The sequence below is a fragment of the Pseudomonas sp. H1_A03 genome (assembly GCF_054685145.1).
This window is the reverse complement of record NZ_CP162829.1, coordinates 2,048,198-2,072,424: the sequence shown is the minus strand read 5'-3', so window position 1 is coordinate 2,072,424 and position 24,227 is coordinate 2,048,198. Positions and strand designations below refer to the sequence as shown.

The window sequence follows — 24,227 nt, the reverse complement described above, 5'->3', positions numbered from 1 at the left end:
ATGTTGCGCAGTTTTGTGACTGACAACCTCGCTTGCGGGTCACGCCTAGCGCAAATTAGCTTGAATCTTTGGGGCGCACGGCCTGTCCACACACTATAAGCCCCACAGTATGAGGATTGGCCATGACTGAATCACGACGTCCCTACGGCGCTACACAGCCCGAACCGATTGATGATAACGAAGATCGCATGGGTTCTATGCGCGAGCTGGATTTTGACGAGCCCGATCAAACGGCTGAGATTGGCGATGAAATCCCGCCTCGCGAGCGCGAGCACCTGATACCTGACGAACGGGTACGTGAAGCAGGGATGACCGGAGCGTCCACCGACGATCATGAGTCAACGGATGACGACATGAGCCCGGAAACATTGATCCGCGAGGATGGTGCGCGGGATGCTCGAGAGGAAGGTGACGATAATCCGGCGGATTTCGACTTGAGCATCGTGGACGAGGATGAGATTGGCGGCGGGAATGGGTTGGATGAGGCCGAACTGGCTGATATTGATCCTGTAGACGGTAACCGCTGAAAAAACGCGGTTCAAATGTGGGAGCGAGCAAGCCCGCTCCCACATTTGGATTTTTGGTTAATCCACCAAGGTGCAGGCCATGACGACCGCATCCTCGCGCCCCCCCACAGCAGGGTAGTAATCCCGACGCCGTCCGATCTCGTTGAAGCCGTAGCGCTCATACAAGCGAAATGCGCCGGTATTGCTATCCCGCACTTCCAGGAAGCACTCACGCGCATTGGCGGCATAGGCACGGGACATCAAGTGCTCCAACAGCGCCAAACCCAGGCCACGGCCCTGGTTCTCCGGCTTGACGGTGATATTCAGCAAATGCGCTTCATCAAGGATGATCTGCACCACACCGTGCCCCACCTGCTGCTCACCTTCAAACATCAACCAGATCTGATACTTGCCCAGCCCGTCGAGAAAAATCCCGCGGGTCCAGGGGTGGCTGAAAGCCGCGTATTCAATTTTCAGCACGGCGTCGAGGTCGGCCTCGGTCATCGGGCGGAAGGATAAAGCCTCACTCATCGGTTGTTTTCCAGCGCGCCATCAGCCGGCGCATGGCTTGCCAGACATCAGCCTTACGCTGTGGCTCTTCCATTAATAATTCCAGGCCCGGCAGGGCCCACACCGAACCCAGGCCTTCGACTTGCAGTTCGCGGTACCAGGCCTCGGCGTTGGCTTCGCCGGCAAACCGCACGGCGGGCAGGCCGATCAGCCACAGGCATACACAGGGTTCGTCTTCCAGGCGCGCCGACACAAAGCCTTGCACAAAATCCCGCGCCGCTTCCGGGCCCTGGTCCATGGTGCCGCGCACCAGCAACGGCCAGCGCACCGGGTCGCCGACAATCTGTGGGCTATCGGGCAGGCCGGCGGCGCGCAGCATGTCCTTGAGCAGCATGTAGGCCGGGTCGCGGGTCTGGAAACGCTCGCCGGTCGGTAACTCGACCAGCAGCAGGCAACGCCCGGCCCGCAGCAATTGCAGGGCGAAGCGCGGTGGCGGCACCACCGGAGCCTTGGCCACCGGCGCGGCCTCTTCGACGACCACGGCTTTGACTACCGGCGATGGGCGCGGCACTTCGATCTTCGCCCGCTCGACCACGGGGCGCGCCTCGGGCACAGGCTTGACCACCGCAACCGGCGCGGCCGCCTCCTCGCCCGAAGACTCGAACGCCTCATAGGGCTCAAGCGCCTGCAACAGCTCAGGCCGCGACGGTGCGGCAAACGGCAGTTCGGTGCGGGGCAGCCAGTTGACCACCTGCATGGCGGTCAAGTAAGCGCGACGTCGGGACTCGATAAGCACAGCTCGGCCACTTGTGGATAACTAAAGAGCGGCGATTCTACCGCTGTTCGGTAACAATCGCCCACTGCACACTGACCGGCTGTGGATAAATCCCGCGTCCGATGCAGTACAATCGCGACTTTTAATCGCCAACCAGCCGGCCATTCCCATGATCGAACCCAAGCGCGTCCTGCGCGCCCTCGCCGAACACTGGGCCTTACTTGAGCCACTGTGCGAACACTTCGACCAAGGCACCCTGAGCCTTAGCGAACTGCGTGCGCAACTGGCCGCCCAACAACTGGACAGCACGCCCCAGGACATCACCAGCCTGCTGGACGTGTGGATTCGCCTGGATATCCTGGTGCCTGTCGCCAAGAGCCCGAACCGTTTCGAGCTCAACGCGCAGATCCACGACTTCCTGGCTTATCTTCGCAAGGAGCACCGGCTTGGCCTGTGCCTGGAAATCGAAGCCTACCTGCGCCACCTCGAACGCCTGGCCGGGTATATCCAGGACGCCTTCGACATTCGTGATGGCCACGACCTGGCCCGCCAGCTGCGCCTGCTCGACATGCGCGTGCGCGACGTGTTGAAAAAACTCGCCAACGACGAACAGGCCCTCGCCGCCGTGGCCGACCGCGCCAAGACCAGCGACCGCCAGATCCCGTTGCGCCAGCGCTACGCCGAAGTCCTGGCGACCTGGGACGAATACGTCGAACCGATGATCCAACTGGTGAACGCCGACGGCGCCTTCGAGCAAGGCGTGCGCAAGGTGGAGAATGTGCTGCTGCGCATGCTCACTGAGCAACAGCGCCTCGGCCACCTGGTGGACGACGACATGCTGCTGCGCACCCACGCGCGCATCCTCGAAATGCAGACTAGCGCCCAACTGACTTTGCGTCATGCGCGGGAACTGCTGTTGCCTCTGCGCGAAGAAGCGCGCCGGCACAACGCCGTGACCCGTGGCGCGGCGCTGGCGCTGTCGGCGATCCGCCGCAAAGGCCTGGACGCGGTACCGCAAGCAGCGATGCCGATGTTTACCCGGCCGCAAAGCACCTTCCTCGGCAGTGCCAGCCAGGTGGAAGCTTATGTGTATGCCCTGGCGAATTTCGAGCCGAAACCGGCGCGGTTCCCCAAGGCGCACAAATCCCACAAGGGCGAAGCCCAGCGCGCACCGCGTACGGTCAAGGAAATGCTCGAGCGCTGCGAAGACGCGCTGCCGATGCCGGACTTGATGACTTGGCTGCTGGAGCAGGAACCGGACGGCGCGACCGACGAGTTGCTGTACTGGTTCTCGCGCCTCTCGCGTGAAAAACGCTTCAAGCGCGAGCGCCTGGAACGCCGCGATTACCACACACACGAGCACCAGGTCAGCCTGCGCTCATTCGCCCTGCTCCCGGCCACGCCTGACGCGGCCGAGAATTCCGCGAGCACACCTTATGCATCTTGATCTATCCGAACTGTCCCAACTGGCGCCGATCTTTCGCGAGCTGTTCAAGGGTTACCACGTCAGCCGCCGCGATCCGGAGCTGTACGCGCAACTGTCGAACTTCCAGGACCAGTACCGCACGCTGTTCAAGGCCCTGGGCTTTGAGCTGGTGTGCGATACGCGGGGCTTCTACTACTTCGTGCCGGACACCGCCGTGGCTGCCGCGCAGGTAAACAAGACCGCGCAGCGCCTGGCGTTGTTCACGTTCATCATCGTCGAGCACTTGGCCGACCAGGGTCGTGACCCGATTGCAGTGCTGGATGGCGGCAGCCTGGGCCGCGATGAACTGCCGTCGTTGCTGGAGAAGTACCGCGACCTGTTTATCCAGGCCGAAGTGCAGACCCAGGAAGAGCTCGAAGAAAAAATCATGCGCCGCATGACCCAGCTGGGTTTTGCCAGCGAAGACAACGGCATTTACCGCTTCCTGCCGCCGATGCACCGTTTCCTCGATGTGTGCCTGTCGGTGCAGCAGGACCGCGACCTCGCTGCCAGCGTGCACAGCGTGTTGCCACTGCCGGCGCCGGTGATCATCGACGAAGACAGCGATGAGAAATTGCTGAAAACCGATGACCCTCTCGACTTGAGCGACTTCGCGGATGAAAGCGAAGAAGACGCCCTGGCCCGCGCCATTGCCGAAGAACAGGAGACCGACGCATGAGTAAGGAACGCTACGGCATCCGCCGCTTCGCCCTATTGAACACCGCCGGTTACAGCCTGGGTTTGTTCCCGCTGGAAGAACCGCTGTCGGTTTACGGCGCAAACAACCTGGGTAAATCCGCGTCGATCAACGCCTTGCAGTTCCCGATCCTGGCGCGCATGTCGGACATGAGTTTCGGCAAGTACACCCTGGAACAATCGCGGCGCTTCTACTTCGCTACCGACACCAGCTACATCCTCGTGGAAGTCTCCCTGCCCCACGGCCCGCATGTAATCGGCGTGGTCGGGCGCGGCCCGGGTGGCGGTTTCGGGCACCAGTTCTTTGCCTATGCCGGCAAGCTGGACCTGGCCCACTATCAGAAGAATGACACCTGCCTGCGTCAGAAAGAGCTGTTCACCAACCTTGAGCGCGAGGGCCTCAAAGCCTACGAGCTGAAGCCGGATGAGCTGCGCCGTTTGCTGGTGGGTGGCCATACATCGATCCCGCTGGACCTGACGTTGATTCCGCTGCGCTCTACCAGCGAACAGAGCCTCAAGACGTTCCGCGCGCTGTTTATCAACCTGCTGCACATGCGCGAAATCACCGCGGCCAAGCTCAAGCAATTGTTCCTGGATGCCTTCGAACACAGCCTGCGTTCCGGCAGTGTTGATTACATCGCGGCGTGCGAAGAAGCCTTCCGCGACGTACGACGCATGGAGCAGGACTACAACGCGTTGGTTGCTGCCGGGCCGTTGGTGGAAGCCCTGGCGAATGGCGTGAAACAACGCGATATTTTGCGCGGCAAATTGCATCGCCTGTCGCCATTGCTGGATTCGTTGCTGGGCACTTGGTCCGACTACGCCAGTGCACGCAAGGAAGAGCTGACGATCCAGGCCGAGCATTACCGTAACGAGCAGGATGCCCTGCAGAACGACCAACGCGGTGGCACCCAGGAGTTGATGCGACTGGAACGTGAGATCAGCGGTATTCAGCGTTGGCTGGGCGAGCTGTCGGTGCTCAAGCATCGCTTTGCGCTGGTCGATGACGTCAAGGTGCTGGAGCAGCAACTGCTGGCGGCCAAGGATGCTCACGATGAGTTGGCGGGTGCCTTGGCGCAATCCCGACAGTTCAGTGCCGAGGACCTGGACGAGCGTCTACGGGACCTGGAAAAACGCTTGAAGTCGGTAAAGCAGCAGCTGGATCACGCGGACAACAACAGCTACGCCAAGCTGCGCGAAGAATTCTCACAGCCGGATGTCGAGCGTCTGATGCGCCTGTTCAACAGTTCGTTGTTCAGCCTTCCGTTGGGCGCGCATGGCATCACGCTGGACGAGGAAGGCCTGTGGGTCAAATCCCTGGAGCAGATCCTCGATGGTTTCAAGGGCGAGCGTTTTGAAGTGCCAGGGCTGTCCATCGACATCTCTCACATTGAACCACCGGCATTGCAGGCTTTGGCGGATCGCGCGGCGTTGCGCGACCAGAAAGAGCGCCTGGAAAAAGAACTCAAGCAGCTGAAAACCCAGCAGGCTGTGGCGTCTGACCGCGCCGCCAGTAAGACCCAGACCGAAGCGCTGTACCAGCAGGTACTCGACGCGCAGAAGGCCTTGGAAGACTTCCGTCGCGCACAAACCCTGAGCGCAGAAGAAGGCGAGAAACTCGAAAACCTCGCGCAGATGGAAGCGGCGCAGGATGAGTTGAAGCGTTCCAGTGATGCGTTTACCGAGCGCGTCCAGCAGTTGTCGGCCAAGCTGCAATTGGTCGGCCGTCAGATCGGCGACATGGAAGCCAAGCAGCGCACGCTGGATGACGCCTTGCGCCGTCGTCAGTTGCTGCCGGCGGACTTGCCGTTCGGCACGCCGTTCATGGACCCGGTCGACGATTCCATGGACAACCTGCTGCCGCTGCTCAATGACTATCAGGACAGCTGGCAAGGTTTGTTGCGCGCCGATGGCCAGATCGAAGCGCTGTATGCGCAGGTGCGCCTCAAGGGCGTGGCCAAGTTCGACAGCGAGGACGACGTTGAGCGTCGCCTGCAACTGCTGATCAACGCTTATGCACACCGTACCGATGAAGCCCTGACCCTGGGCAAGGCGCGCCGTGCAGCCGTCACCGATATCGCCCGGACCCTGCGCAATATCCGTAGCGACTACGACAGCCTTGAGCACCAGTTGGCGTTGTTCAACCGCGAGATCAACAAGCGCCAGGTGTCCAACCTGCAAAGCTTCCGTATCGTGCTGGCGCCGAACAAGGAAGCGCTCAAGCATATCGACCAGATCATCCACAGTGCCGGTCAGTATGAAGAAGGCGAGACGCTGTCGGTGTTCGACCTAAGCCATAGCGCCGAGCAGGACAACAAGAACGAAGAAGCCAAGGAGTACCTGGCGCGCCTGGTAGCTGCCAACCATAACCAGTTGGGCCTAAAGGATTTGTTCGAACTGGCGTTCGAGATCACCAAGGTAAACGGTCAGCCGGTGATTCATACCGATATCGATGGTGCGGCGTCCAACGGCACCACCATGACCATCAAGGCGCTGACCAACATGTACTTGTTGCTGCACTTGATGGATCGCGACCAGGCCGGGCGTGTGCGTTTGCCGTACTACCTCGACGAGGCAGCGGACATCGATGAGAAGAACCAGGCCGCATTGCTGGAGACGAGCTTGCAGCTGGGCTTCGTGCCTATTTTGGCCAGTGTGAAGCCGCAGGTATCCGCCCAGGTGGCGATTGACCTGGAAGGCGGTAGCGGGCCGAACGGGATCTATATCGATGAGGCGGATTGGAAGTACATCCGTCGTCACGATGTAGTGAAGGCGACGGTGAACGTGCAGGCGGATGAGCCGGAGTTGGATGAGGTCTGACTTGAATAGCTGAAACGCACAAGGCCGCGATCTTATGGATCGCGGCCTTTTTTATGGCTGGTTTTTTTGTGTCGAATGGAAGGGCCTCATCGCGGACAAGCCCGGCTCCCACATTTGGTATGCATTCTTACTGACGATGCATATCCCCTGTGGGAGCCGGGCTTGCCCGCGATGGACGCACCTCGGTTTACTTGCCGAGTTGAATCTTAGGCGCCCAGGTCAGCCACTCATCCTCAAACTTGTCGAACAGCGGGAAGGTTTGCTGTGGCCGCGCCGCGTTGCCCATGCGTTCGCCGTCTGGCGTGGCAAAGGCGATACCGCCAGCGACCAAGGTCTCCAGGGATTCAGTACGTACGGAGGCACCTTTGAACAGCCCGAAGTCGAAGCCGAAGCCGCTGGTGTTCCAGAAACGACTGCCGCTGCGCACGAGGGCGGCGTACTTGGGCTCAATCAGGATATGGATGAGGACACGGTCAGCGGTCTGGCCCAGCTCATAGCCGGTGACTTTGCCCACGGTGACTTCGCGATAGGTGACCGGAACGCCTTCCTTCAGCGAACCACGGCGGGCGGCGCTGAGTGTCAGGCTCAGGCCCTCTTCCTTATGAGCAGCCTCAGGCGGCTGTTCCAGGGCGACGAAGTTTTTTTGTGGCCCGCCATTTCTGGCTGCCGGTTGCACTTCGATGTATTGGCCGGTGACCAGAGTTTCCAGGTTAGAGGTTTTCATCAGGCCCAACTCGGGCTTGACCACCCAGAACTGACTGCCAACCCGTGCGATGCGGTCCGCTACCTGAGTGATACGCGCGCTGAGCAACACCGACTGCATGTCGGCGCTGAGGTCGACGCTTTCAATCTTGCCCACATCCAGGCCCTTGAAACGCACCGGTGTGCCAGGCCGCATGCCGTCGGCGCGGTCAACTTTGATGGTCACCAATGTGCCGTGCTGGTTGGCGGCCTCGCGGTCGGCGAACAAGCGGAAACGCGGGATGCGCTTTTTCAACGGCACGTTCGGCTCCGGCGTTTCGAAAGCGATACCGCCGGCCATCAAGCTGGCCAAGGATTCACTTTTTACCTGGATGCCACCTGTAAGGCCGCCTGTGAGGGTCACACCGCTGGCATTCCAGAAGCGCGTCGAACCGTTAACCAGGTTTTCGTATTCCTTCTCGATATGAACGCCGATCACGAGCTGTTTTTTCTTGCGCGAAAACTGATAGCTCTGAACCGAACCGACCTTGACCTGTTTGTAAAGGATCGGGCTGCCGACATCCAGCGAGCCCAGGGTGTCGGTGAGCAGCACCATGTGCAGGCCGGGGGAGCGCAGGTCCAACGGCGGCGCCTTGGCGCGAGCCTCATATTCACGCTGCGGCGGGGTGCCTTTGTCACCGGGCCGAATGGCGATGTAGTTACCTTTGACCAATGCCTCAAGCCCGGTGATACCGGCAAGGGAAATGGAAGGTTTGACCACCCAGAACTGGGTGTCCTGGACCAGGTAGTCTTCCGCCAGGGGGTCGAGTGTCAGCTCGGCATTAGCGCTAGACAGGTCCGGGTTGATCTTCAAGGTCTTCAGACTGCCGACCTGGATGCCTTTGTACATCACCGGCGTGCGGCCGGCCTGCAGGCCCTCAAAGTCAGAGAGTTTGACCTTGACCTTGATACCGGCTGCGGCGGCGTCGAAATCCTCATACAAGCGGAACGGCAGGCTCGGATCGGTCGGCGGACTGTCCTTGCGGTTCTCTGGCGTGGCGAAGGCGATACCGCCAGCGACAATGCTCGAGAGGGATTCGCTGCGCACCTTCACGCCGGAGAGATTGGCGTCAATGCTGATGCCGCTGGCGTTCCAGAAACGCGTGTGTTTGCGCACCAGGTTGGCGTAGGTCGGCTCGATGTAGACCTTGATCTCGACGGTGCTCTGGTCCTCGGAGAGCAGGTAGCTTTTAACCTGGCCGACCTGGATCTGCTTGTAGAACACGGGGCTGCCACGGTCCAGTGAACCGAGGCGATCGGCCTTGATGGTCAGGTGCAGGCCGGGCTTGGCGTCAGACAAGGGCGGCTCTTCGGAGAGTGCCTTGAATTTGCGTGTGGGCTCACCGTCGCCAGGGCTGGCAGCAATGTAGTTACCCGAGACCAGGGTTTCGAGGCCAGTGATACCCGCCAAAGTAACGCTTGGCTTGACCAGCCAGAAACGGGTGTTGGTCCTGAGGTATTGCTCGACGTCCTTGTTCATCTCGATGGTGGCAATCACCCCGCGATTGTTGCCTTCGTCGTCAAGGGCCAGGGTTTTGACCTTGCCCACGGGCATGCCTTTGTAGACCACTTCTGTCTTATTGGCCTGGATCCCTTCCCCGCTTTCAAAGCGCACCTGAATTTCGAGACCTTGCTGGGAGTAGGCACGCCATCCCAACCAGCCGCCGATGATCAGGGCAATCAGAGGCAACACCCAGATAGCCGACCAATTGGAGGCCGGGCGGGTTTTAGCTTTAGGCAAATCACTCATTGTCGTCGTCCGACTCCGTGTTATCCCAAATCAGTCGGGGATCAAAGGTTACTGCGGCGAACATCGTCAAGATCACCACACTGGCGAACGCCGCAGCACCGAGATTGGCCTCGACACTGGCAAGTCGCCCAAAGTTTACGACCGCCACCAGAATGGCGATCACGAAGATATCCAGCATGGACCAGCGGCCAATGAACTCGATAAAGCGGTACATCACAATGCGTTGTTGGGCAGACAGCGGCTGGTGGCGCTGCACTGAGAACAGTAGCAGCCCAATGCCCACCAACTTGAATGTGGGGACCAGAATACTGGCGATGAACACGACTGCTGCGATGGGGTACATGCCGTGCTGCATCAGTTGGATCACGCCTGCCATGATAGTACTGGGCTCGCCCTGCCCTAACGAGTTGACGGTCATGATGGGCAGCAGATTGGCGGGGATATACAGGATTGCCGCCGTGATCAGCAACGCCCAGGTGCGTGTGAGGCTGTTCGGGCGTCGGGCATGAATCAGCGCACCGCAACGGGTACAGAGTTGCTCGTCGGAGTCAGCGTCTTGTTTATTCAGTTCGTGGCATTCAGTACAAATCAGAATGCCCGCATCAATCGCCCGCATGATCATCCTCTCCTGACAACGCTTGCCAGATCTGGTGGGGCGACATCACCACCTCAAGCAGCACCTGAACCATTAATAGGCTGATAAAGCAGACCAAACCAAGGCCGACCGTGATGGAGGCCATGTCGGCGAGTTTTACAATCGCCACCAGCACGCCCATCAAGTAGACCTCCAACATTCCCCAATCTTTCATGTGATGGTAGATGCGGTACAACAGCAGCCCATAACTGCGGCCGATATTCCAGCGGATGCTGAGCAACACAGCCAATTGGCAGAGTAATTTGAGCAGCGGAATGGCCATGCTGCAAAGAAACACAACGGCGGCGACCCCCTGCATACCGGTATTGAACAGACCGACAACGCCACTCCATACGGTGTCTTCCGAGGACTGCCCGAGTAGATTGAGCTGCATGATCGGCAAAAAGTTCGCAGGGATATACAGCAGCAGCGCGGCCAGCACCAGGGCGAGGCTTCGCTCAACGACGTTGTGGCGATGAGCATAAAGCTCATAACCGCACCGTGGGCATTGGGCTTTTTCACCGACGGCCAGCACCGGCTTGCGCATCAGCAAGTCGCACTCATGGCATGCCGCCAGGTCGTCCAGTGGTAAATCCGATACCTCAAGGGCATCAACCGGCTCGGGCATAAGTAGGGCTCGGACTCTAAAAAAGGTTAGGTGCCTATTCTAGTGGTCTGGTTCAGAAATAACTGTGCATATTTGTTTGACGAGTTCGGGTGCGCTTGGCTACGCAGACGACTGCTGTTTACAGCCGGCGCATTGTCTTTCTGGCCCTACGCGAACACCCCATGTGCTTTTCGACCGCCCAAAACAAAACCCCTGTTCGCGTTAGCAAACAGGGGTTCTGGAATTTAATCTTGACGATGACCTACTCTCACATGGGGAAACCCCACACTACCATCGGCGATGCATCGTTTCACTACTGAGTTCGGGATGGGATCAGGTGGTTCCAATGCTCTATGGTCGTCAAGAAATTCGGGTACTGAGTCGTGGCCAGATGGCCTCGCTTCAGCAAATTGGGTATGTGACAGCTTTCGGTGTTTTCGTGAGATCGAACTTTCGGTTCTATCGTCTTCACACACCGCAATCTGATGCTCGTTAGAGTAGTCAAATTGCTTGGGTGTTATATGGTCAAGCCTCACGGGCAATTAGTATTGGTTAGCTCAACGCCTCACAGCGCTTACACACCCAACCTATCAACGTCGTAGTCTTCGACGGCCCTTCAGGGGACTCAAGGTCCCAGTGAGATCTCATCTTGAGGCTAGTTTCCCGCTTAGATGCTTTCAGCGGTTATCTATTCCGAACATAGCTACCCGGCAATGCCACTGGCGTGACAACCGGAACACCAGAGGTTCGTCCACTCCGGTCCTCTCGTACTAGGAGCAGCCCCTCTCAAATCTCAAACGTCCACGGCAGATAGGGACCGAACTGTCTCACGACGTTCTAAACCCAGCTCGCGTACCACTTTAAATGGCGAACAGCCATACCCTTGGGACCGGCTTCAGCCCCAGGATGTGATGAGCCGACATCGAGGTGCCAAACACCGCCGTCGATATGAACTCTTGGGCGGTATCAGCCTGTTATCCCCGGAGTACCTTTTATCCGTTGAGCGATGGCCCTTCCATACAGAACCACCGGATCACTAAGACCTACTTTCGTACCTGCTCGACGTGTCTGTCTCGCAGTCAAGCGCGCTTTTGCCTTTATACTCTACGACCGATTTCCGACCGGTCTGAGCGCACCTTCGTACTCCTCCGTTACTCTTTAGGAGGAGACCGCCCCAGTCAAACTACCCACCATACACTGTCCTCGATCCGGATAACGGACCTGAGTTAGAACCTCAAAGTTGCCAGGGTGGTATTTCAAGGTTGGCTCCACGCAGACTGGCGTCCACGCTTCAAAGCCTCCCACCTATCCTACACAAGCAAATTCAAAGTCCAGTGCAAAGCTATAGTAAAGGTTCACGGGGTCTTTCCGTCTAGCCGCGGATACACTGCATCTTCACAGCGATTTCAATTTCACTGAGTCTCGGGTGGAGACAGCGCCGCCATCGTTACGCCATTCGTGCAGGTCGGAACTTACCCGACAAGGAATTTCGCTACCTTAGGACCGTTATAGTTACGGCCGCCGTTTACCGGGGCTTCGATCAAGAGCTTCGCGTTAGCTAACCCCATCAATTAACCTTCCGGCACCGGGCAGGCGTCACACCCTATACGTCCACTTTCGTGTTTGCAGAGTGCTGTGTTTTTAATAAACAGTCGCAGCGGCCTGGTATCTTCGACCGGCATGAGCTTACGGAGCAAGTCCTTCACCCTCACCGGCGCACCTTCTCCCGAAGTTACGGTGCCATTTTGCCTAGTTCCTTCACCCGAGTTCTCTCAAGCGCCTTGGTATTCTCTACCCAACCACCTGTGTCGGTTTGGGGTACGGTTCCTGGTTACCTGAAGCTTAGAAGCTTTTCTTGGAAGCATGGCATCAACCACTTCGTTAACTAAAAGTTAACTCGTCATCAGCTCTCGGCCTTAAGATCCCGGATTTACCTAAGATCTCAGCCTACCACCTTAAACTTGGACAACCAACGCCAAGCTGGCCTAGCCTTCTCCGTCCCTCCATCGCAATAACCAGAAGTACAGGAATATTAACCTGTTTTCCATCGACTACGCTTTTCAGCCTCGCCTTAGGGACCGACTAACCCTGCGTCGATTAACGTTGCGCAGGAAACCTTGGTCTTTCGGCGTGGGTGTTTTTCACACCCATTGTCGTTACTCATGTCAGCATTCGCACTTCTGATACCTCCAGCAAGCTTCTCAACTCACCTTCACAGGCTTACAGAACGCTCCTCTACCGCATCACTTACGTGATACCCGTAGCTTCGGTGTATGGTTTGAGCCCCGTTACATCTTCCGCGCAGGCCGACTCGACTAGTGAGCTATTACGCTTTCTTTAAAGGGTGGCTGCTTCTAAGCCAACCTCCTAGCTGTCTAAGCCTTCCCACATCGTTTCCCACTTAACCATAACTTTGGGACCTTAGCTGACGGTCTGGGTTGTTTCCCTTTTCACGACGGACGTTAGCACCCGCCGTGTGTCTCCCATGCTCGGCACTTGTAGGTATTCGGAGTTTGCATCGGTTTGGTAAGTCGGGATGACCCCCTAGCCGAAACAGTGCTCTACCCCCTACAGTGATACATGAGGCGCTACCTAAATAGCTTTCGAGGAGAACCAGCTATCTCCGAGCTTGATTAGCCTTTCACTCCGATCCACAGGTCATCCGCTAACTTTTCAACGGTAGTCGGTTCGGTCCTCCAGTTAGTGTTACCCAACCTTCAACCTGCCCATGGATAGATCGCCCGGTTTCGGGTCTATTCCCAGCGACTAGACGCCCTATTAAGACTCGCTTTCGCTACGCCTCCCCTATTCGGTTAAGCTCGCCACTGAAAATAAGTCGCTGACCCATTATACAAAAGGTACGCAGTCACCCAACAAAGTGGGCTCCCACTGCTTGTACGCATACGGTTTCAGGATCTATTTCACTCCCCTCTCCGGGGTTCTTTTCGCCTTTCCCTCACGGTACTAGTTCACTATCGGTCAGTCAGTAGTATTTAGCCTTGGAGGATGGTCCCCCCATATTCAGACAAAGTTTCTCGTGCTCCGTCCTACTCGATTTCATGACTAAGAGATTTTCGCGTACAGGGCTATCACCCACTATGGCCGCACTTTCCAGAGCGTTCCGCTAATCTCAAAGCCACTTAAGGGCTAGTCCCCGTTCGCTCGCCACTACTAAGGGAATCTCGGTTGATTTCTTTTCCTCAGGGTACTTAGATGTTTCAGTTCCCCTGGTTCGCTCCATACACCTATGTATTCAGTGTAAGGTAACCATCTTATGATGGCTGGGTTCCCCCATTCAGACATCTCCGGATCAAAGTCTGTTTGCCGACTCCCCGAAGCTTTTCGCAGGCTACCACGTCTTTCATCGCCTCTGACTGCCAAGGCATCCACCGTATGCGCTTCTTCACTTGACCATATAACCCCAAGCAATCTGGTTATACTGTGAAGACAACATTCGCCGAAAATTCGATAATACTCAAAACTGAGTAACTCACAAATTTTACCTTAGCCTGATCCGTTACCAGTGAAAGTAACGTTCAGTCTATCTTTCTATCACATACCCAAATTTTTAAAGAACGATCTAATCAAAGACTAGAAATCAACATTCACCATCATAACGATGGAATGCTCATTTCTAAGCTTTCATAACGTAGAAGCAGTAGTGGTGGAGCCAAACGGGATCGAACCGTTGACCTCCTGCGTGCAAGGCAGGCGCTCTCCCAGCTGAGCTATGGCCCCGTATTTCTACAGGCGTTTCCCACACAAAATTGGTGGGTCTGGGCAGATTCGAACTGCCGACCTCACCCTTATCAGGGGTGCGCTCTAACCAACTGAGCTACAGACCCAATTTCGGGCTGCTTCTTATCGTCTTCTTCAATGAATCAAGCAATTCGTGTGGGAACTTATGGAGCAGCTGATGTCGTCGATTAAGGAGGTGATCCAGCCGCAGGTTCCCCTACGGCTACCTTGTTACGACTTCACCCCAGTCATGAATCACACCGTGGTAACCGTCCTCCCGAAGGTTAGACTAGCTACTTCTGGTGCAACCCACTCCCATGGTGTGACGGGCGGTGTGTACAAGGCCCGGGAACGTATTCACCGCGACATTCTGATTCGCGATTACTAGCGATTCCGACTTCACGCAGTCGAGTTGCAGACTGCGATCCGGACTACGATCGGTTTTCTGGGATTAGCTCCACCTCGCGGCTTGGCAACCCTCTGTACCGACCATTGTAGCACGTGTGTAGCCCAGGCCGTAAGGGCCATGATGACTTGACGTCATCCCCACCTTCCTCCGGTTTGTCACCGGCAGTCTCCTTAGAGTGCCCACCATTATGTGCTGGTAACTAAGGACAAGGGTTGCGCTCGTTACGGGACTTAACCCAACATCTCACGACACGAGCTGACGACAGCCATGCAGCACCTGTCTCAATGTTCCCGAAGGCACCAATCTATCTCTAGAAAGTTCATTGGATGTCAAGGCCTGGTAAGGTTCTTCGCGTTGCTTCGAATTAAACCACATGCTCCACCGCTTGTGCGGGCCCCCGTCAATTCATTTGAGTTTTAACCTTGCGGCCGTACTCCCCAGGCGGTCAACTTAATGCGTTAGCTGCGCCACTAAAAGCTCAAGGCTTCCAACGGCTAGTTGACATCGTTTACGGCGTGGACTACCAGGGTATCTAATCCTGTTTGCTCCCCACGCTTTCGCACCTCAGTGTCAGTATTAGTCCAGGTGGTCGCCTTCGCCACTGGTGTTCCTTCCTATATCTACGCATTTCACCGCTACACAGGAAATTCCACCACCCTCTACCATACTCTAGTCAGTCAGTTTTGAATGCAGTTCCCAGGTTGAGCCCGGGGATTTCACATCCAACTTAACAAACCACCTACGCGCGCTTTACGCCCAGTAATTCCGATTAACGCTTGCACCCTCTGTATTACCGCGGCTGCTGGCACAGAGTTAGCCGGTGCTTATTCTGTCGGTAACGTCAAAACAATCACGTATTAGGTAACTGCCCTTCCTCCCAACTTAAAGTGCTTTACAATCCGAAGACCTTCTTCACACACGCGGCATGGCTGGATCAGGCTTTCGCCCATTGTCCAATATTCCCCACTGCTGCCTCCCGTAGGAGTCTGGACCGTGTCTCAGTTCCAGTGTGACTGATCATCCTCTCAGACCAGTTACGGATCGTCGCCTTGGTGAGCCATTACCTCACCAACTAGCTAATCCGACCTAGGCTCATCTGATAGCGCAAGGCCCGAAGGTCCCCTGCTTTCTCCCGTAGGACGTATGCGGTATTAGCGTCCGTTTCCGAACGTTATCCCCCACTACCAGGCAGATTCCTAGGCATTACTCACCCGTCCGCCGCTCTCAAGAGAAGCAAGCTTCTCTCTACCGCTCGACTTGCATGTGTTAGGCCTGCCGCCAGCGTTCAATCTGAGCCATGATCAAACTCTTCAGTTCAAACATCTTTGGGTTTTTAAGAAACCCTAAACTTGGCTCAGCAATCGTTGGTTACATCTTTGATTTCTCGCGGAGTAACTTGTGATGCTGATAATCTTGTTGACTATCAGTCTGACTCCACAAGCACCCACACGAATTGCTTGATTCAGTTGTTAAAGAGCGGTTGGTTAAGATCTTTCGTCTCAACCGAGGCGCGCATTCTACAGCAGCCTCATTTGCTGTCAAGTGATTATTTTCAGAAGTTTTCGAAGAATTCTTCAACAACTTCAACCACTTGCGCTTCCGATCTCTCGTTAGCGGGAGGCGAATTCTACAGCGTTACACGCTGCTGTCAACACCTCTTTTTCTCCGCTTTCGACCGAGAGGATCGAAACGTTAATAGAGCCAAACAACGCTGCTCTACCAACTCCTTCTGGGCTTCGATCAACTGAAGCAACTCGCTGTCGAATCTCGCATAACTCTTTGTTTACCAAGGAGTTTTCCGTTTCGACTGCGCCGGAAGTGGGGCGAATTATAGACTTCCAGGATCTGCCGTCAACCCCTTTTTTTCACATTTCTGTCATATAGGTCAAAAAGCCCCCAGAAACGCAAAAGCCGGCCCCAAGGGGCCGGCTTTCTTCCTACCGAGCCTTAAAGACTAGGAAAGGCAAACTGCGACGCTTCATGGCTCGCCCGTTGCGGCCAGCGCTGTGTAATCGCCTTGCGACGTGTGTAGAAGCGCACCCCATCCGGACCGTACGCATGCAAGTCGCCGAACAGCGATCGCTTCCAGCCACCAAAGCTGTGATAAGCCACCGGCACTGGCAGGGGAACGTTAACGCCGACCATGCCCACTTCGATCTCATCGCAGAACAGCCGTGCCGCTTCACCGTCACGCGTGAAGATACAGGTACCGTTACCGTATTCATGATCGTTGATCAGTTGCATCGCCGTTTCCAGGCTATCCACCCGCACCACGCACAACACCGGTCCGAAGATCTCTTCTTTATAGATACGCATCTCAGGCGTCACACGATCAAACAAACTCCCCCCCAGGAAGAAGCCCTCTTCGTGCCCGGCAACACTCAAGCCGCGACCATCGACAACCAGCTCAGCCCCCGCCGCCACTCCGTCTTCTATATAGCCACTGACTTTGTCACGCGCCTGGCCAGTCACCAACGGCCCCATATCCAGCCCGCAAGAAGTGCCCGCGCCAATTTTCAGCGCCTTGACCTGCGGCACCAGCTTGGCAATCAACGCATCCGCCACTTGGTCGCCCACGCACACAGCCACCGAAATCGCCATGCAACGCTCACCACAGGAACCATACGCCGCGCCCATCAAGGCACTCACCGCGTTATCCAGGTCCGCGTCCGGCATCAGTACCGCGTGGTTCTTCGCCCCACCCAGTGCCTGCACGCGTTTGCCACGTTTGGTCGCTTCGGAATAAATGTATTCGGCAATCGGCGTCGAGCCCACGAAACTCAGTGCTTTCACTTCCGGTGCTTCGATCAGTGCATCCACCGCACCCTTGTCACCGTGCACCACACTCAGCACGCCTTTAGGCAAACCGGCCTCTTGCAGCAATTGCGCGATCAACAGCGTCGAGCTCGGATCACGCTCCGATGGTTTCAGGATGAAACAGTTACCGCAGACTATCGCCAACGGGTACATCCACAACGGCACCATCGCCGGGAAGTTGAACGGCGTAATACCGGCAACCACGCCCAGCGGCTGGAAGTCCGACCAGGCATCGATGTTCGGTCCTACGTTACGACTGTATTCGCCCTTCAGAATCTCCGGCGCCGAGCACGCGTACTCCACGTTTTCGATCCCGCGCTTCAACTCACCGGCCGCGTCTTCCAGCGTCTTGCCATGCTCTTCGCTGATTAACTGCGAGATGCGTGCTTCGTTCTGCTCCAGCAACTGCTTGAAACGAAACATCACCTGGGCGCGCTTGGCTGGCGGGGTATTACGCCACGCCGGGAACGCAGCCTTGGCCGAGTCGATCGCTTGTTGAATGGTTTCACGGCTGGCCAACGGCACCTGGTGGATCACCTGGCCGGTCGACGGGTTATACACGTCGGCACTGCGGCCACTGTCGTTGACCATCTCACCGTTGATCAAATGCTGGATAAGGCTCATGCAGGGCTCCTGAAAAATTGTTCTATATAGAAGGAGAAATCAGTCGATCTTGTTCAGCACTTCGCCGACCGCATCGAACAAGCGATCCAGGTCCTGCGGCTTGCTGTTGAAGGTTGGTCCGAACTGCAGGGTGTCACCGCCAAAACGCACGTAGAAACCGGCCTTCCACAAGGCCATGCCGGCCTCGAATGGACGCACGATGGCATCACCGTCACGCGGGGCAATCTGGATCGCACCGGCCAAGCCATAGTTGCGAATATCGATTACGTTCTTGCTGCCCTTCAAACCGTGCAGCGCATTCTCAAAGTGCGGTGCGACTTCGGCTACGCTCTGCACCAGGTTTTCCTTCTGCAGCAGGTCCAATGCCGCCAGGCCAGCTGCGCACGCCACCGGATGCGCCGAGTAGGTGTAGCCGTGGGGGAATTCCACCGCATACTCCGGCGTCGCCTGGTTCATGAAGGTCTGATAGATCTCGCTGCTGGCAATCACCGCGCCCATCGGGATCGCGCCGTTGGTGACTTGCTTGGCGATGCACATCAGGTCTGGGGTCACGCCGAAGCTGTCGGCCCCGAACATCGAACCGGTACGGCCAAACCCGGTGATCACTTCGTCGAACACCAACAGGATATTGTGCTGGTCACAGATATCACGCAGACGCTTGAGGTAACCCTGTGGCGGCACCAGCACGCCCGCAGAGCCGGCCATTGGCTCGACAAATACAGCCGCGATATTCGATGCATCGTGCAACTCGATCAGCTTGAGCAATTCATCAGCCAGCGCGATACCGCCCTGCTCCGGCATCCCACGGGAGAATGCATTGCTCGCCAGCAGGGTGTGCGGCAGATGATCAACATCCATCATCGCCTGACCAAACATTTTACGGTTGCCGTTGACGCCGCCCAGGCTGGTGCCGGCGATGTTCACACCGTGATAACCACGGGCGCGACCGATCATCTTGGTCTTGGTGGCCTGACCTTTCAGGCGCCAGTACGCACGCACCATCTTCACCGCCGTGTCGGCGCACTCGGAGCCGGAGTCGGTGAAGAACACATGGTTAAGGTTGCCAGGGGTCAGGGCCGTAATCTTTTCCGCCAGTTGGAAGGACAACGGGTGACCGTATTGGAAGCCCGGCGAGTAGTCCAAAGTCCCCAGTTGTTTGGACACCGCTTCCTGGATTTCCTTACGCGTGTGCCCGGCGCCACAGGTCCACAGGCCCGACAGCGAGTCATACACCTTGCGGCCTTTGTCATCCGTCAACCAGCTGCCTTCGGCGGCCACGATCAGCCGCGGGTCACGCTGGAAGTTACGGTTGGCGGTGTAAGGCATCCAGTGTGCGTCCAGCTTCAGTTGGCTGGCCAGGGACGATGGGGCGTTTTCGGGCATGTTCATCAGCAAAACCTCGCAAGGCAGAAGGCAGCGTCGGGATTGAAACGCGTGGTTGCAGCTAAATTGCCATGGCGATAAAGTCGGTGAAATCCAACTCTTCTAACCTTCAGTCAGACCGTCACTAAACTATGAGCAGCCGTCGACCCGATCCCCTGGCCCAAGTCAGCGACTTCGATATCCGCCTGCTGCGCATTTTTCGCAGTGTGGTGGAGTGCGGTGGTTTTTCAGCGGCAGAAACCGTGCTGGGCATAGGCCGTTCGGCCATCAGCCAGCAAATGAGCGATCTTGAGCAACGCCTCGGGCTAAGGCTGTGCCAACGCGGCCGCGCCGGTTTCTCCCTGACCGAAGAAGGCCGCGAGGTCTACCAATCGGCCCTGCAACTCTTGAGTGCCCTGGAAAGCTTTCGCACCGAGGTCAACGGCCTGCACCAGCATCTGCGCGGCGAGCTGATCATCGGTCTCACCGACAACCTCGTCACCCTGCCCCACATGCGCATCACCCACGCGCTCGCACAATTGAAGGAACGCGGCCCGGATGTGCAAATCCAGATCCGCATGATCGCCCCCAACGAAGTCGAACAAGGCGTGCTCGACGGTCGCCTGCATGTCGGCGTGGTGCCCCAGGCAAGCGCCCTGTCGGGATTGGAATATCAACCGCTGTACAGCGAGCGTTCGCTGCTCTACTGCGCGGTCGGCCACCCGTTGTTCTATGCCGACGACAAGCAGTTGGACGACGCTCGCATCGATGACCAGGACGCCATCGCACCGACGTTCCGCCTGCCCGCCGAGATCCAGGCCCATTACCAGGCACTCAACTGCACCGCCAGCGCCTCCGACCGCGAAGGCATGGCGTTCCTGATCCTTACCGGACGCTATATTGGCTACCTGCCCGATCACTACGCCGGCCTGTGGGTACAACAAGGACGACTGCGCCCGCTGAAACCGGCTACACGTTTTTACGATTTGAGCCTCGCATCGGTCACGCGTAAGGGCCGTCGCCCCCATTTGGTGCTGGAAAGCTTCCTGGAAAGTCTGGCAGCAACGCGCTAACGCGGGCCTCGAGCAAAAAGCTGAGCACTTGGACAGTTTTTTGCAAGCCCACCAGGACCTAGAACTGTCCGACTCGAGTTTGCCCGCCATGCCACCAGAACCCTCCAGCTCCAGCGACCTCATCTACGGCCTCAACGACCGCCCGAAACCCGCTCCGGCCCTGCTCGCCGCACTGCAACATGTGCTGGCCGCCTTTGTCGGCATCATCACCCCGCCACTGATCATCGGCTCCTCCCTGGGCCTCACCGCCCATTTGCCCTACTTGATCAGCATGGCGTTGATGGTCTCCGGTGTCGGCACCTTCATCCAGGCACGTAGGCCATTTGGTATCGGCGCCGGGATGATCTGCCTGCAAGGCACCAGCTTTGCGTTTCTCGGCGCGGTGTTGTCGGCGGGCTTTTTGGTGAAGCAACGTGGCGGCAGCCAGGAAGACATCATGGCGATGATCTTTGGCGTGTGCTTTTTCGGCGCCGTGGTGCAGATCGTGCTGAGCCGCTTTATCGGCCAACTGCGCCGAGTCATCACGCCGTTGGTGACTGGAATTGTCATCACGTTGATCGGCATCAGTTTGATCAAGGTCGGCATCACCGACCTTGGCGGCGGTTTCAACGCCCCGGACTTCGGCGCGCCTATCAACTTGGCGCTGGGTGTGTTCGTGGTACTGACCATCATCCTGCTCAACCGCTCCAACACACCTTGGGTGCGCCTGTCGGCAATCATCATCGGCCTGGCCCTCGGTAGCCTGGCCGCGTGGTTCAGCGGCAAACTCATGCCTCAAGCCCTGCCCGACCTGCCGCTGGTCAGCCTGCCTATTCCGTTTCGCTTTGGTTTCAACTTCGACTGGAGCGCTTTCCTGCCGATCGCGCTGATTTATCTGATCAGCAGCATCGAAACGGTCGGTGACCTCACCGCCAACTGCATGATCGCCCGCCAGCCCATCAGCGGCCCTTCTTATATAAGCCGCCTCAAGGGTGGCGTCCTCGGCGATGGTGTCAGTTGCATGATCGCCGCCACCTTCAGCGCCTTCCCCAACACCACGTTCGCGCAGAACAACGGCGTGATTCAACTCACCGGCGTCGCCAGCCGATACGTCGGCTTATATATCGGCGTGGTGCTGTTTTGCCTCGGGTTGTTTCCATTGATTGGCGCAGTCCTGCAGCAAATCCCCAAGCCGGTCTTGGGCGGCGCGACCCTGGTGATGTTCGGCAGCGTGGCCGCCGCCGGTGTGCGCATCCTTGCTCAGGCACCGCTGGACCGACGCAGCATGCTGATCATCGCCACCTCGTTTGGTGTGGGCCTGGGTATCGCCGCCCAACCGAACCTGCTGCACTTGATGCCGACGCTGGTGCAGAACCTGTTCGACTCCGCTATCACCAGCGGCGGCCTGACTGCCATTGTGCTGTGCCTGCTATTACCGGAAGCCAAACCCACCCGCGTCGCCGCAAACCACACACCGGAAAGCGACACGCTGGAACCGCTTTGACAGTTTTATTGCATCAGGACTTGTCTGAGGCTTGAGGGTGGGTTATCTGTGCACACGTCGTCTCTATCGATCAGCACGGAAACCTCCATGAGCCTCGAAGTTCCTGCCCACAGCAACCAAGCCGGTAAACCCGCCAGCCGCATTCGGCAAAAGAACGAACAAGCGATTCTCCAGGCTGCTGAAGATGAGTTCGCGCGCCATGGCTACAAAGGCACCAGCATGAATACGATTGCTGCCAGTGCCGGGCTGCCAAAGGCCAACTTGCACTACTACTTCACCAACAAACTGGGCCTGTACATCGCGGTGCTCAGCAACATCCTCGAACTGTGGGACAGCACCTTCAACGCGCTGACCGCCGAGGACGACCCGGCCGTAGCCCTCACCCGCTACATTCGCACCAAGATGGAGTTCTCGCGGCGCCAACCCCAGGCCTCGCGGATCTTCGCCATGGAGATCATCAGCGGCGGCGAATGCCTCACCGAATATTTCAGCCAGGACTATCGTGCGTGGTTCAGTGGCCGCGCGGCGGTGTTCCAGGCCTGGATCGACGCCGGCAAGATGGACCCCATCGACCCCGTGCACCTGATCTTCCTGCTGTGGGGCAGCACCCAGCACTACGCCGACTTCGCCACCCAGATCTGCCGCGTCACCGGTCGCACCAAGCTGACCAAGCAGGACATGGACGACGCCGGCACCAACCTGATCCACATCATTCTCAAGGGCTGTGGCATCAAGCCCGTCCAATAAACGAAGCGACTTATGCCTTTCACGCTCACCGGCCTTTGCGAATTTCGCGAAGAAATACGCAAAAGCCGCTTCATCACGCTCGCCGCACCGATCACCAGCCCGCAGGACGCCCAGGCTTTTTTCGAGCAGCACAGCGACCTGAACGCCACGCACAATTGCTGGGCCTGGAAACTCGCCGATCAATACCGCAGCAACGACGATGGCGAACCCGGCGGCACAGCCGGGCGGCCGATCCTGGCGGCCATCGAGGCACAGGGTTTTGATCAGGTCGCGGTGCTGGTGATTCGCTGGTACGGCGGCATCCAACTGGGCACCGGCGGGCTCGCGCGTGCGTACGGCGGTGGCGCGAATAAATGCCTGCAGAATGCCGAACGCATCGAATTGATCAGCCGTGTGCCCTTAAGTTGCGCTTGCGGGTTCGCCGAGCTCAACCTGGTGAAACTGCGCGTGGCTGAACTGGGCGGGCTGGTGGTGGAAGAAACCTTCACCGCCAACGGCGTCGAACTACAACTGGCGGTGGGCGAAGCGCATATCGACACCCTGCAAATTCAACTCGCCGACCTCAGCCGTGGGCGTATCCTGCTACAACGCTGAACGCCCTGAACCGCAACGCTAAAGGAAGCTTTTCATGCCTACGCCAAAAACCGCATTGATCATCGGCGCATCGCGCGGGCTGGGCCTTGGCCTGGTCAAGCAACTGATCCAGGACGGCTGGGATGTGACCGCCACCGTGCGTGATCCGAGCAATGCCGATGCGCTGAAAGCCCTCGGCCCAACGCAGATCGAAAAGCTCGACATGGACGATCAACAAGCCGTGATCGCCCTGAGCAAGCGTCTCAAGGAACGCACCTTCGACCTGCTGTTCGTCAACGCCGGCGTCAAGGGACCCGCCAATCAAGAACCCGGCCACGCCACCCTGGCCGAAGTCGGCCAACTGTTCTTCACCAATGCCGTGGCGCCGATCAACCTGGCCCAGCGCTTTGTCGGGCAGATCCGCAAGGACAGCGGCGTACTGGCCTTCATGAGTTCGGTACTGGGCAGCGTGACCATCCCCGACGGCTCGGACCTGGCGCTGTACAAGGCCAGCAAGGCTGCGCTCAACTCCATGACCAACAGTTTTGTCACCCAACTGGGCGACCCTAAACTCACGGTGTTGTCGCTGCATCCAGGCTGGGTGAAGACCGACATGGGCGGCGATAATGCGCACATCGATGTCGACACCAGCGTGCGCGGCCTGGTGGACCAAGTGAACGCCTACACCGGTAAAGGCGGCCATCACTTCATCGATTACAAGGGCGACACCATCGCCTGGTAAATGCCCATCCTCTGTGGGAGCGGGGTTGCCCGCGATGACCTCAAGAGCACCGCGCTCCTACAGATAGACCCGAACATAGACTACAAGTAAACTCCCCCTTCGCCTTCACCGGCGACCCTGGATCAGCAGACAGGGCAACACTGAGCTGGCAAACC

16 protein-coding genes, 2 tRNA genes and 3 rRNA genes are annotated in these 24,227 nt (G+C 57.7%); 9 read left to right on the top strand and 12 right to left on the bottom strand.

The genetic code is table 11. From position 1 onward, the window contains the following. The first annotated feature begins 122 nt into the window (after positions 1–122). A complete protein-coding gene (locus AB4O35_RS09425; RefSeq protein WP_065879681.1) occupies positions 123–527 on the top strand; it encodes a serine kinase/phosphatase in 405 nt (134 codons plus the stop codon). A gap of 57 nt (positions 528–584) precedes the next feature. Here the strand turns inward: AB4O35_RS09425 and rimI are convergent, their stop codons facing one another. Further along, positions 585–1,037, bottom strand: a complete 453-nt coding sequence (rimI, locus tag AB4O35_RS09420) for a ribosomal protein S18-alanine N-acetyltransferase (RefSeq protein ID WP_003188286.1) — start codon at positions 1,035–1,037, stop codon at positions 585–587. Then, positions 1,030–1,773: an energy transducer TonB gene (locus AB4O35_RS09415; RefSeq protein ID WP_065875234.1), complete on the bottom strand. Its 744-nt coding sequence runs from the start codon at positions 1,771–1,773 to the stop codon at positions 1,030–1,032. Before AB4O35_RS09415 ends, rimI begins: the two co-directional genes overlap by 8 nt. A gap of 187 nt (positions 1,774–1,960) precedes the next feature. On the opposite strand from AB4O35_RS09415, the gene mksB reads away from it, so the two are divergent. From mksB to mksF, 3 genes are read left to right on the top strand one after another with little or no spacing between them, the layout of a single operon-like run. Further along, a complete protein-coding gene (gene mksB, locus AB4O35_RS09410) occupies positions 1,961–3,238 on the top strand; it encodes an Mks condensin complex protein MksB (protein WP_049710159.1) in 1,278 nt (425 codons plus the stop codon). Then, a complete protein-coding gene (mksE, locus tag AB4O35_RS09405) occupies positions 3,228–3,935 on the top strand; it encodes an Mks condensin complex protein MksE (protein ID WP_016974932.1) in 708 nt (235 codons plus the stop codon). Before mksB ends, mksE begins: the two co-directional genes overlap by 11 nt. Then, positions 3,932–6,772 (top strand): Mks condensin complex protein MksF, encoded by a 2,841-nt coding sequence (gene mksF, locus AB4O35_RS09400; RefSeq protein ID WP_065875235.1) that lies wholly within the window; start codon positions 3,932–3,934, stop codon positions 6,770–6,772. Before mksE ends, mksF begins: the two co-directional genes overlap by 4 nt. Before the next feature lie 187 nt (positions 6,773–6,959). Here mksF and AB4O35_RS09395 read toward each other — a convergent pair whose 3' ends face one another. From AB4O35_RS09395 to aptA, 10 genes are all read right to left on the bottom strand, one after another. Further along, entirely contained in the window at positions 6,960–9,263 is a 2,304-nt protein-coding gene (locus tag AB4O35_RS09395; RefSeq protein WP_065875236.1) for a PqiB family protein, read from the bottom strand. Further along, on the bottom strand, positions 9,256–9,879 hold the full coding sequence (locus AB4O35_RS09390) for a paraquat-inducible protein A (protein ID WP_049710163.1): 624 nt from the start codon (positions 9,877–9,879) through the stop codon (positions 9,256–9,258). The genes AB4O35_RS09395 and AB4O35_RS09390 overlap by 8 nt, the downstream gene beginning before the upstream one ends. After that, a complete protein-coding gene (locus AB4O35_RS09385) occupies positions 9,866–10,525 on the bottom strand; it encodes a paraquat-inducible protein A (protein WP_065875237.1) in 660 nt (219 codons plus the stop codon). The genes AB4O35_RS09390 and AB4O35_RS09385 overlap by 14 nt, the downstream gene beginning before the upstream one ends. Before the next feature lie 228 nt (positions 10,526–10,753). Beyond that, a 5S ribosomal RNA gene (rrf, locus tag AB4O35_RS09380) occupies positions 10,754–10,869 on the bottom strand. Between the two features lie 156 nt (positions 10,870–11,025). Then, positions 11,026–13,917, bottom strand: a 23S ribosomal RNA gene (locus tag AB4O35_RS09375). Positions 13,918–14,166: 249 nt separating this feature from the next. Continuing rightward, a tRNA-Ala gene (locus AB4O35_RS09370) sits at positions 14,167–14,242 on the bottom strand. 30 nt (positions 14,243–14,272) lie between these two features. Continuing rightward, positions 14,273–14,349 (bottom strand) — tRNA-Ile (locus AB4O35_RS09365). A gap of 82 nt (positions 14,350–14,431) precedes the next feature. After that, positions 14,432–15,968 (bottom strand): 16S ribosomal RNA (locus AB4O35_RS09360). Together the 16S, 23S and 5S rRNA genes with 2 tRNA genes alongside form the textbook arrangement of a ribosomal RNA operon. A gap of 630 nt (positions 15,969–16,598) precedes the next feature. Continuing rightward, positions 16,599–18,092, bottom strand: a complete 1,494-nt coding sequence (locus tag AB4O35_RS09355) for a CoA-acylating methylmalonate-semialdehyde dehydrogenase (protein WP_065879960.1) — start codon at positions 18,090–18,092, stop codon at positions 16,599–16,601. Between the two features lie 39 nt (positions 18,093–18,131). After that, on the bottom strand, positions 18,132–19,481 hold the full coding sequence (gene aptA, locus AB4O35_RS09350; protein ID WP_065945513.1) for an omega-aminotransferase AptA: 1,350 nt from the start codon (positions 19,479–19,481) through the stop codon (positions 18,132–18,134). A gap of 125 nt (positions 19,482–19,606) precedes the next feature. Between aptA and AB4O35_RS09345 the strand changes: the two genes are divergently transcribed. The 5 genes from AB4O35_RS09345 (at position 19,607) to AB4O35_RS09325 (ending at position 24,072) form a co-directional block, all read left to right on the top strand. Further along, the gene (locus tag AB4O35_RS09345; RefSeq protein WP_065945514.1) at positions 19,607–20,527 is read left to right on the top strand and encodes a LysR family transcriptional regulator; all 921 of its coding nucleotides are present in this window, start codon (positions 19,607–19,609) and stop codon (positions 20,525–20,527) included. A gap of 88 nt (positions 20,528–20,615) precedes the next feature. Beyond that, positions 20,616–22,010, top strand: coding sequence for a uracil-xanthine permease family protein (locus AB4O35_RS09340; protein ID WP_065945626.1), 1,395 nt, complete (start codon positions 20,616–20,618; stop codon positions 22,008–22,010). A gap of 87 nt (positions 22,011–22,097) precedes the next feature. Then, a complete protein-coding gene (locus AB4O35_RS09335) occupies positions 22,098–22,757 on the top strand; it encodes a TetR/AcrR family transcriptional regulator (RefSeq protein WP_049710168.1) in 660 nt (219 codons plus the stop codon). Positions 22,758–22,769: 12 nt separating this feature from the next. Continuing rightward, complete coding sequence (locus AB4O35_RS09330; RefSeq protein ID WP_065874244.1) at positions 22,770–23,351, top strand: IMPACT family protein; 582 nt, start codon at positions 22,770–22,772, stop codon at positions 23,349–23,351. A 34-nt stretch (positions 23,352–23,385) separates the two neighbouring features. After that, a complete protein-coding gene (locus AB4O35_RS09325; protein ID WP_065945515.1) occupies positions 23,386–24,072 on the top strand; it encodes an SDR family oxidoreductase in 687 nt (228 codons plus the stop codon). The last annotated feature ends 155 nt before the right edge of the window (positions 24,073–24,227 follow it).

Coding starts and splice junctions, on each gene's coding strand:
- AB4O35_RS09335 (WP_049710168.1), top strand. CDS start 22,098: ATGAGCCTCGAAGTTCCTGCCCACAGCAACCAAGCCGGTAAACCCGCC.
- AB4O35_RS09425 (WP_065879681.1), top strand. CDS start 123: ATGACTGAATCACGACGTCCCTACGGCGCTACACAGCCCGAACCGATT.
- AB4O35_RS09390 (WP_049710163.1), bottom strand. CDS start 9,879: ATGCGGGCGATTGATGCGGGCATTCTGATTTGTACTGAATGCCACGAA.
- AB4O35_RS09415 (WP_065875234.1), bottom strand. CDS start 1,773: ATGCAGGTGGTCAACTGGCTGCCCCGCACCGAACTGCCGTTTGCCGCA.
- AB4O35_RS09395 (WP_065875236.1), bottom strand. CDS start 9,263: ATGAGTGATTTGCCTAAAGCTAAAACCCGCCCGGCCTCCAATTGGTCG.
- AB4O35_RS09340 (WP_065945626.1), top strand. CDS start 20,616: ATGCCACCAGAACCCTCCAGCTCCAGCGACCTCATCTACGGCCTCAAC.
- rimI (WP_003188286.1), bottom strand. CDS start 1,037: ATGAGTGAGGCTTTATCCTTCCGCCCGATGACCGAGGCCGACCTCGAC.
- AB4O35_RS09325 (WP_065945515.1), top strand. CDS start 23,386: ATGCCTACGCCAAAAACCGCATTGATCATCGGCGCATCGCGCGGGCTG.
- AB4O35_RS09330 (WP_065874244.1), top strand. CDS start 22,770: ATGCCTTTCACGCTCACCGGCCTTTGCGAATTTCGCGAAGAAATACGC.
- AB4O35_RS09345 (WP_065945514.1), top strand. CDS start 19,607: ATGAGCAGCCGTCGACCCGATCCCCTGGCCCAAGTCAGCGACTTCGAT.
- AB4O35_RS09385 (WP_065875237.1), bottom strand. CDS start 10,525: ATGCCCGAGCCGGTTGATGCCCTTGAGGTATCGGATTTACCACTGGAC.
- mksF (WP_065875235.1), top strand. CDS start 3,932: ATGAGTAAGGAACGCTACGGCATCCGCCGCTTCGCCCTATTGAACACC.
- aptA (WP_065945513.1), bottom strand. CDS start 19,481: ATGAACATGCCCGAAAACGCCCCATCGTCCCTGGCCAGCCAACTGAAG.
- AB4O35_RS09355 (WP_065879960.1), bottom strand. CDS start 18,092: ATGAGCCTTATCCAGCATTTGATCAACGGTGAGATGGTCAACGACAGT.
- mksE (WP_016974932.1), top strand. CDS start 3,228: ATGCATCTTGATCTATCCGAACTGTCCCAACTGGCGCCGATCTTTCGC.
- mksB (WP_049710159.1), top strand. CDS start 1,961: ATGATCGAACCCAAGCGCGTCCTGCGCGCCCTCGCCGAACACTGGGCC.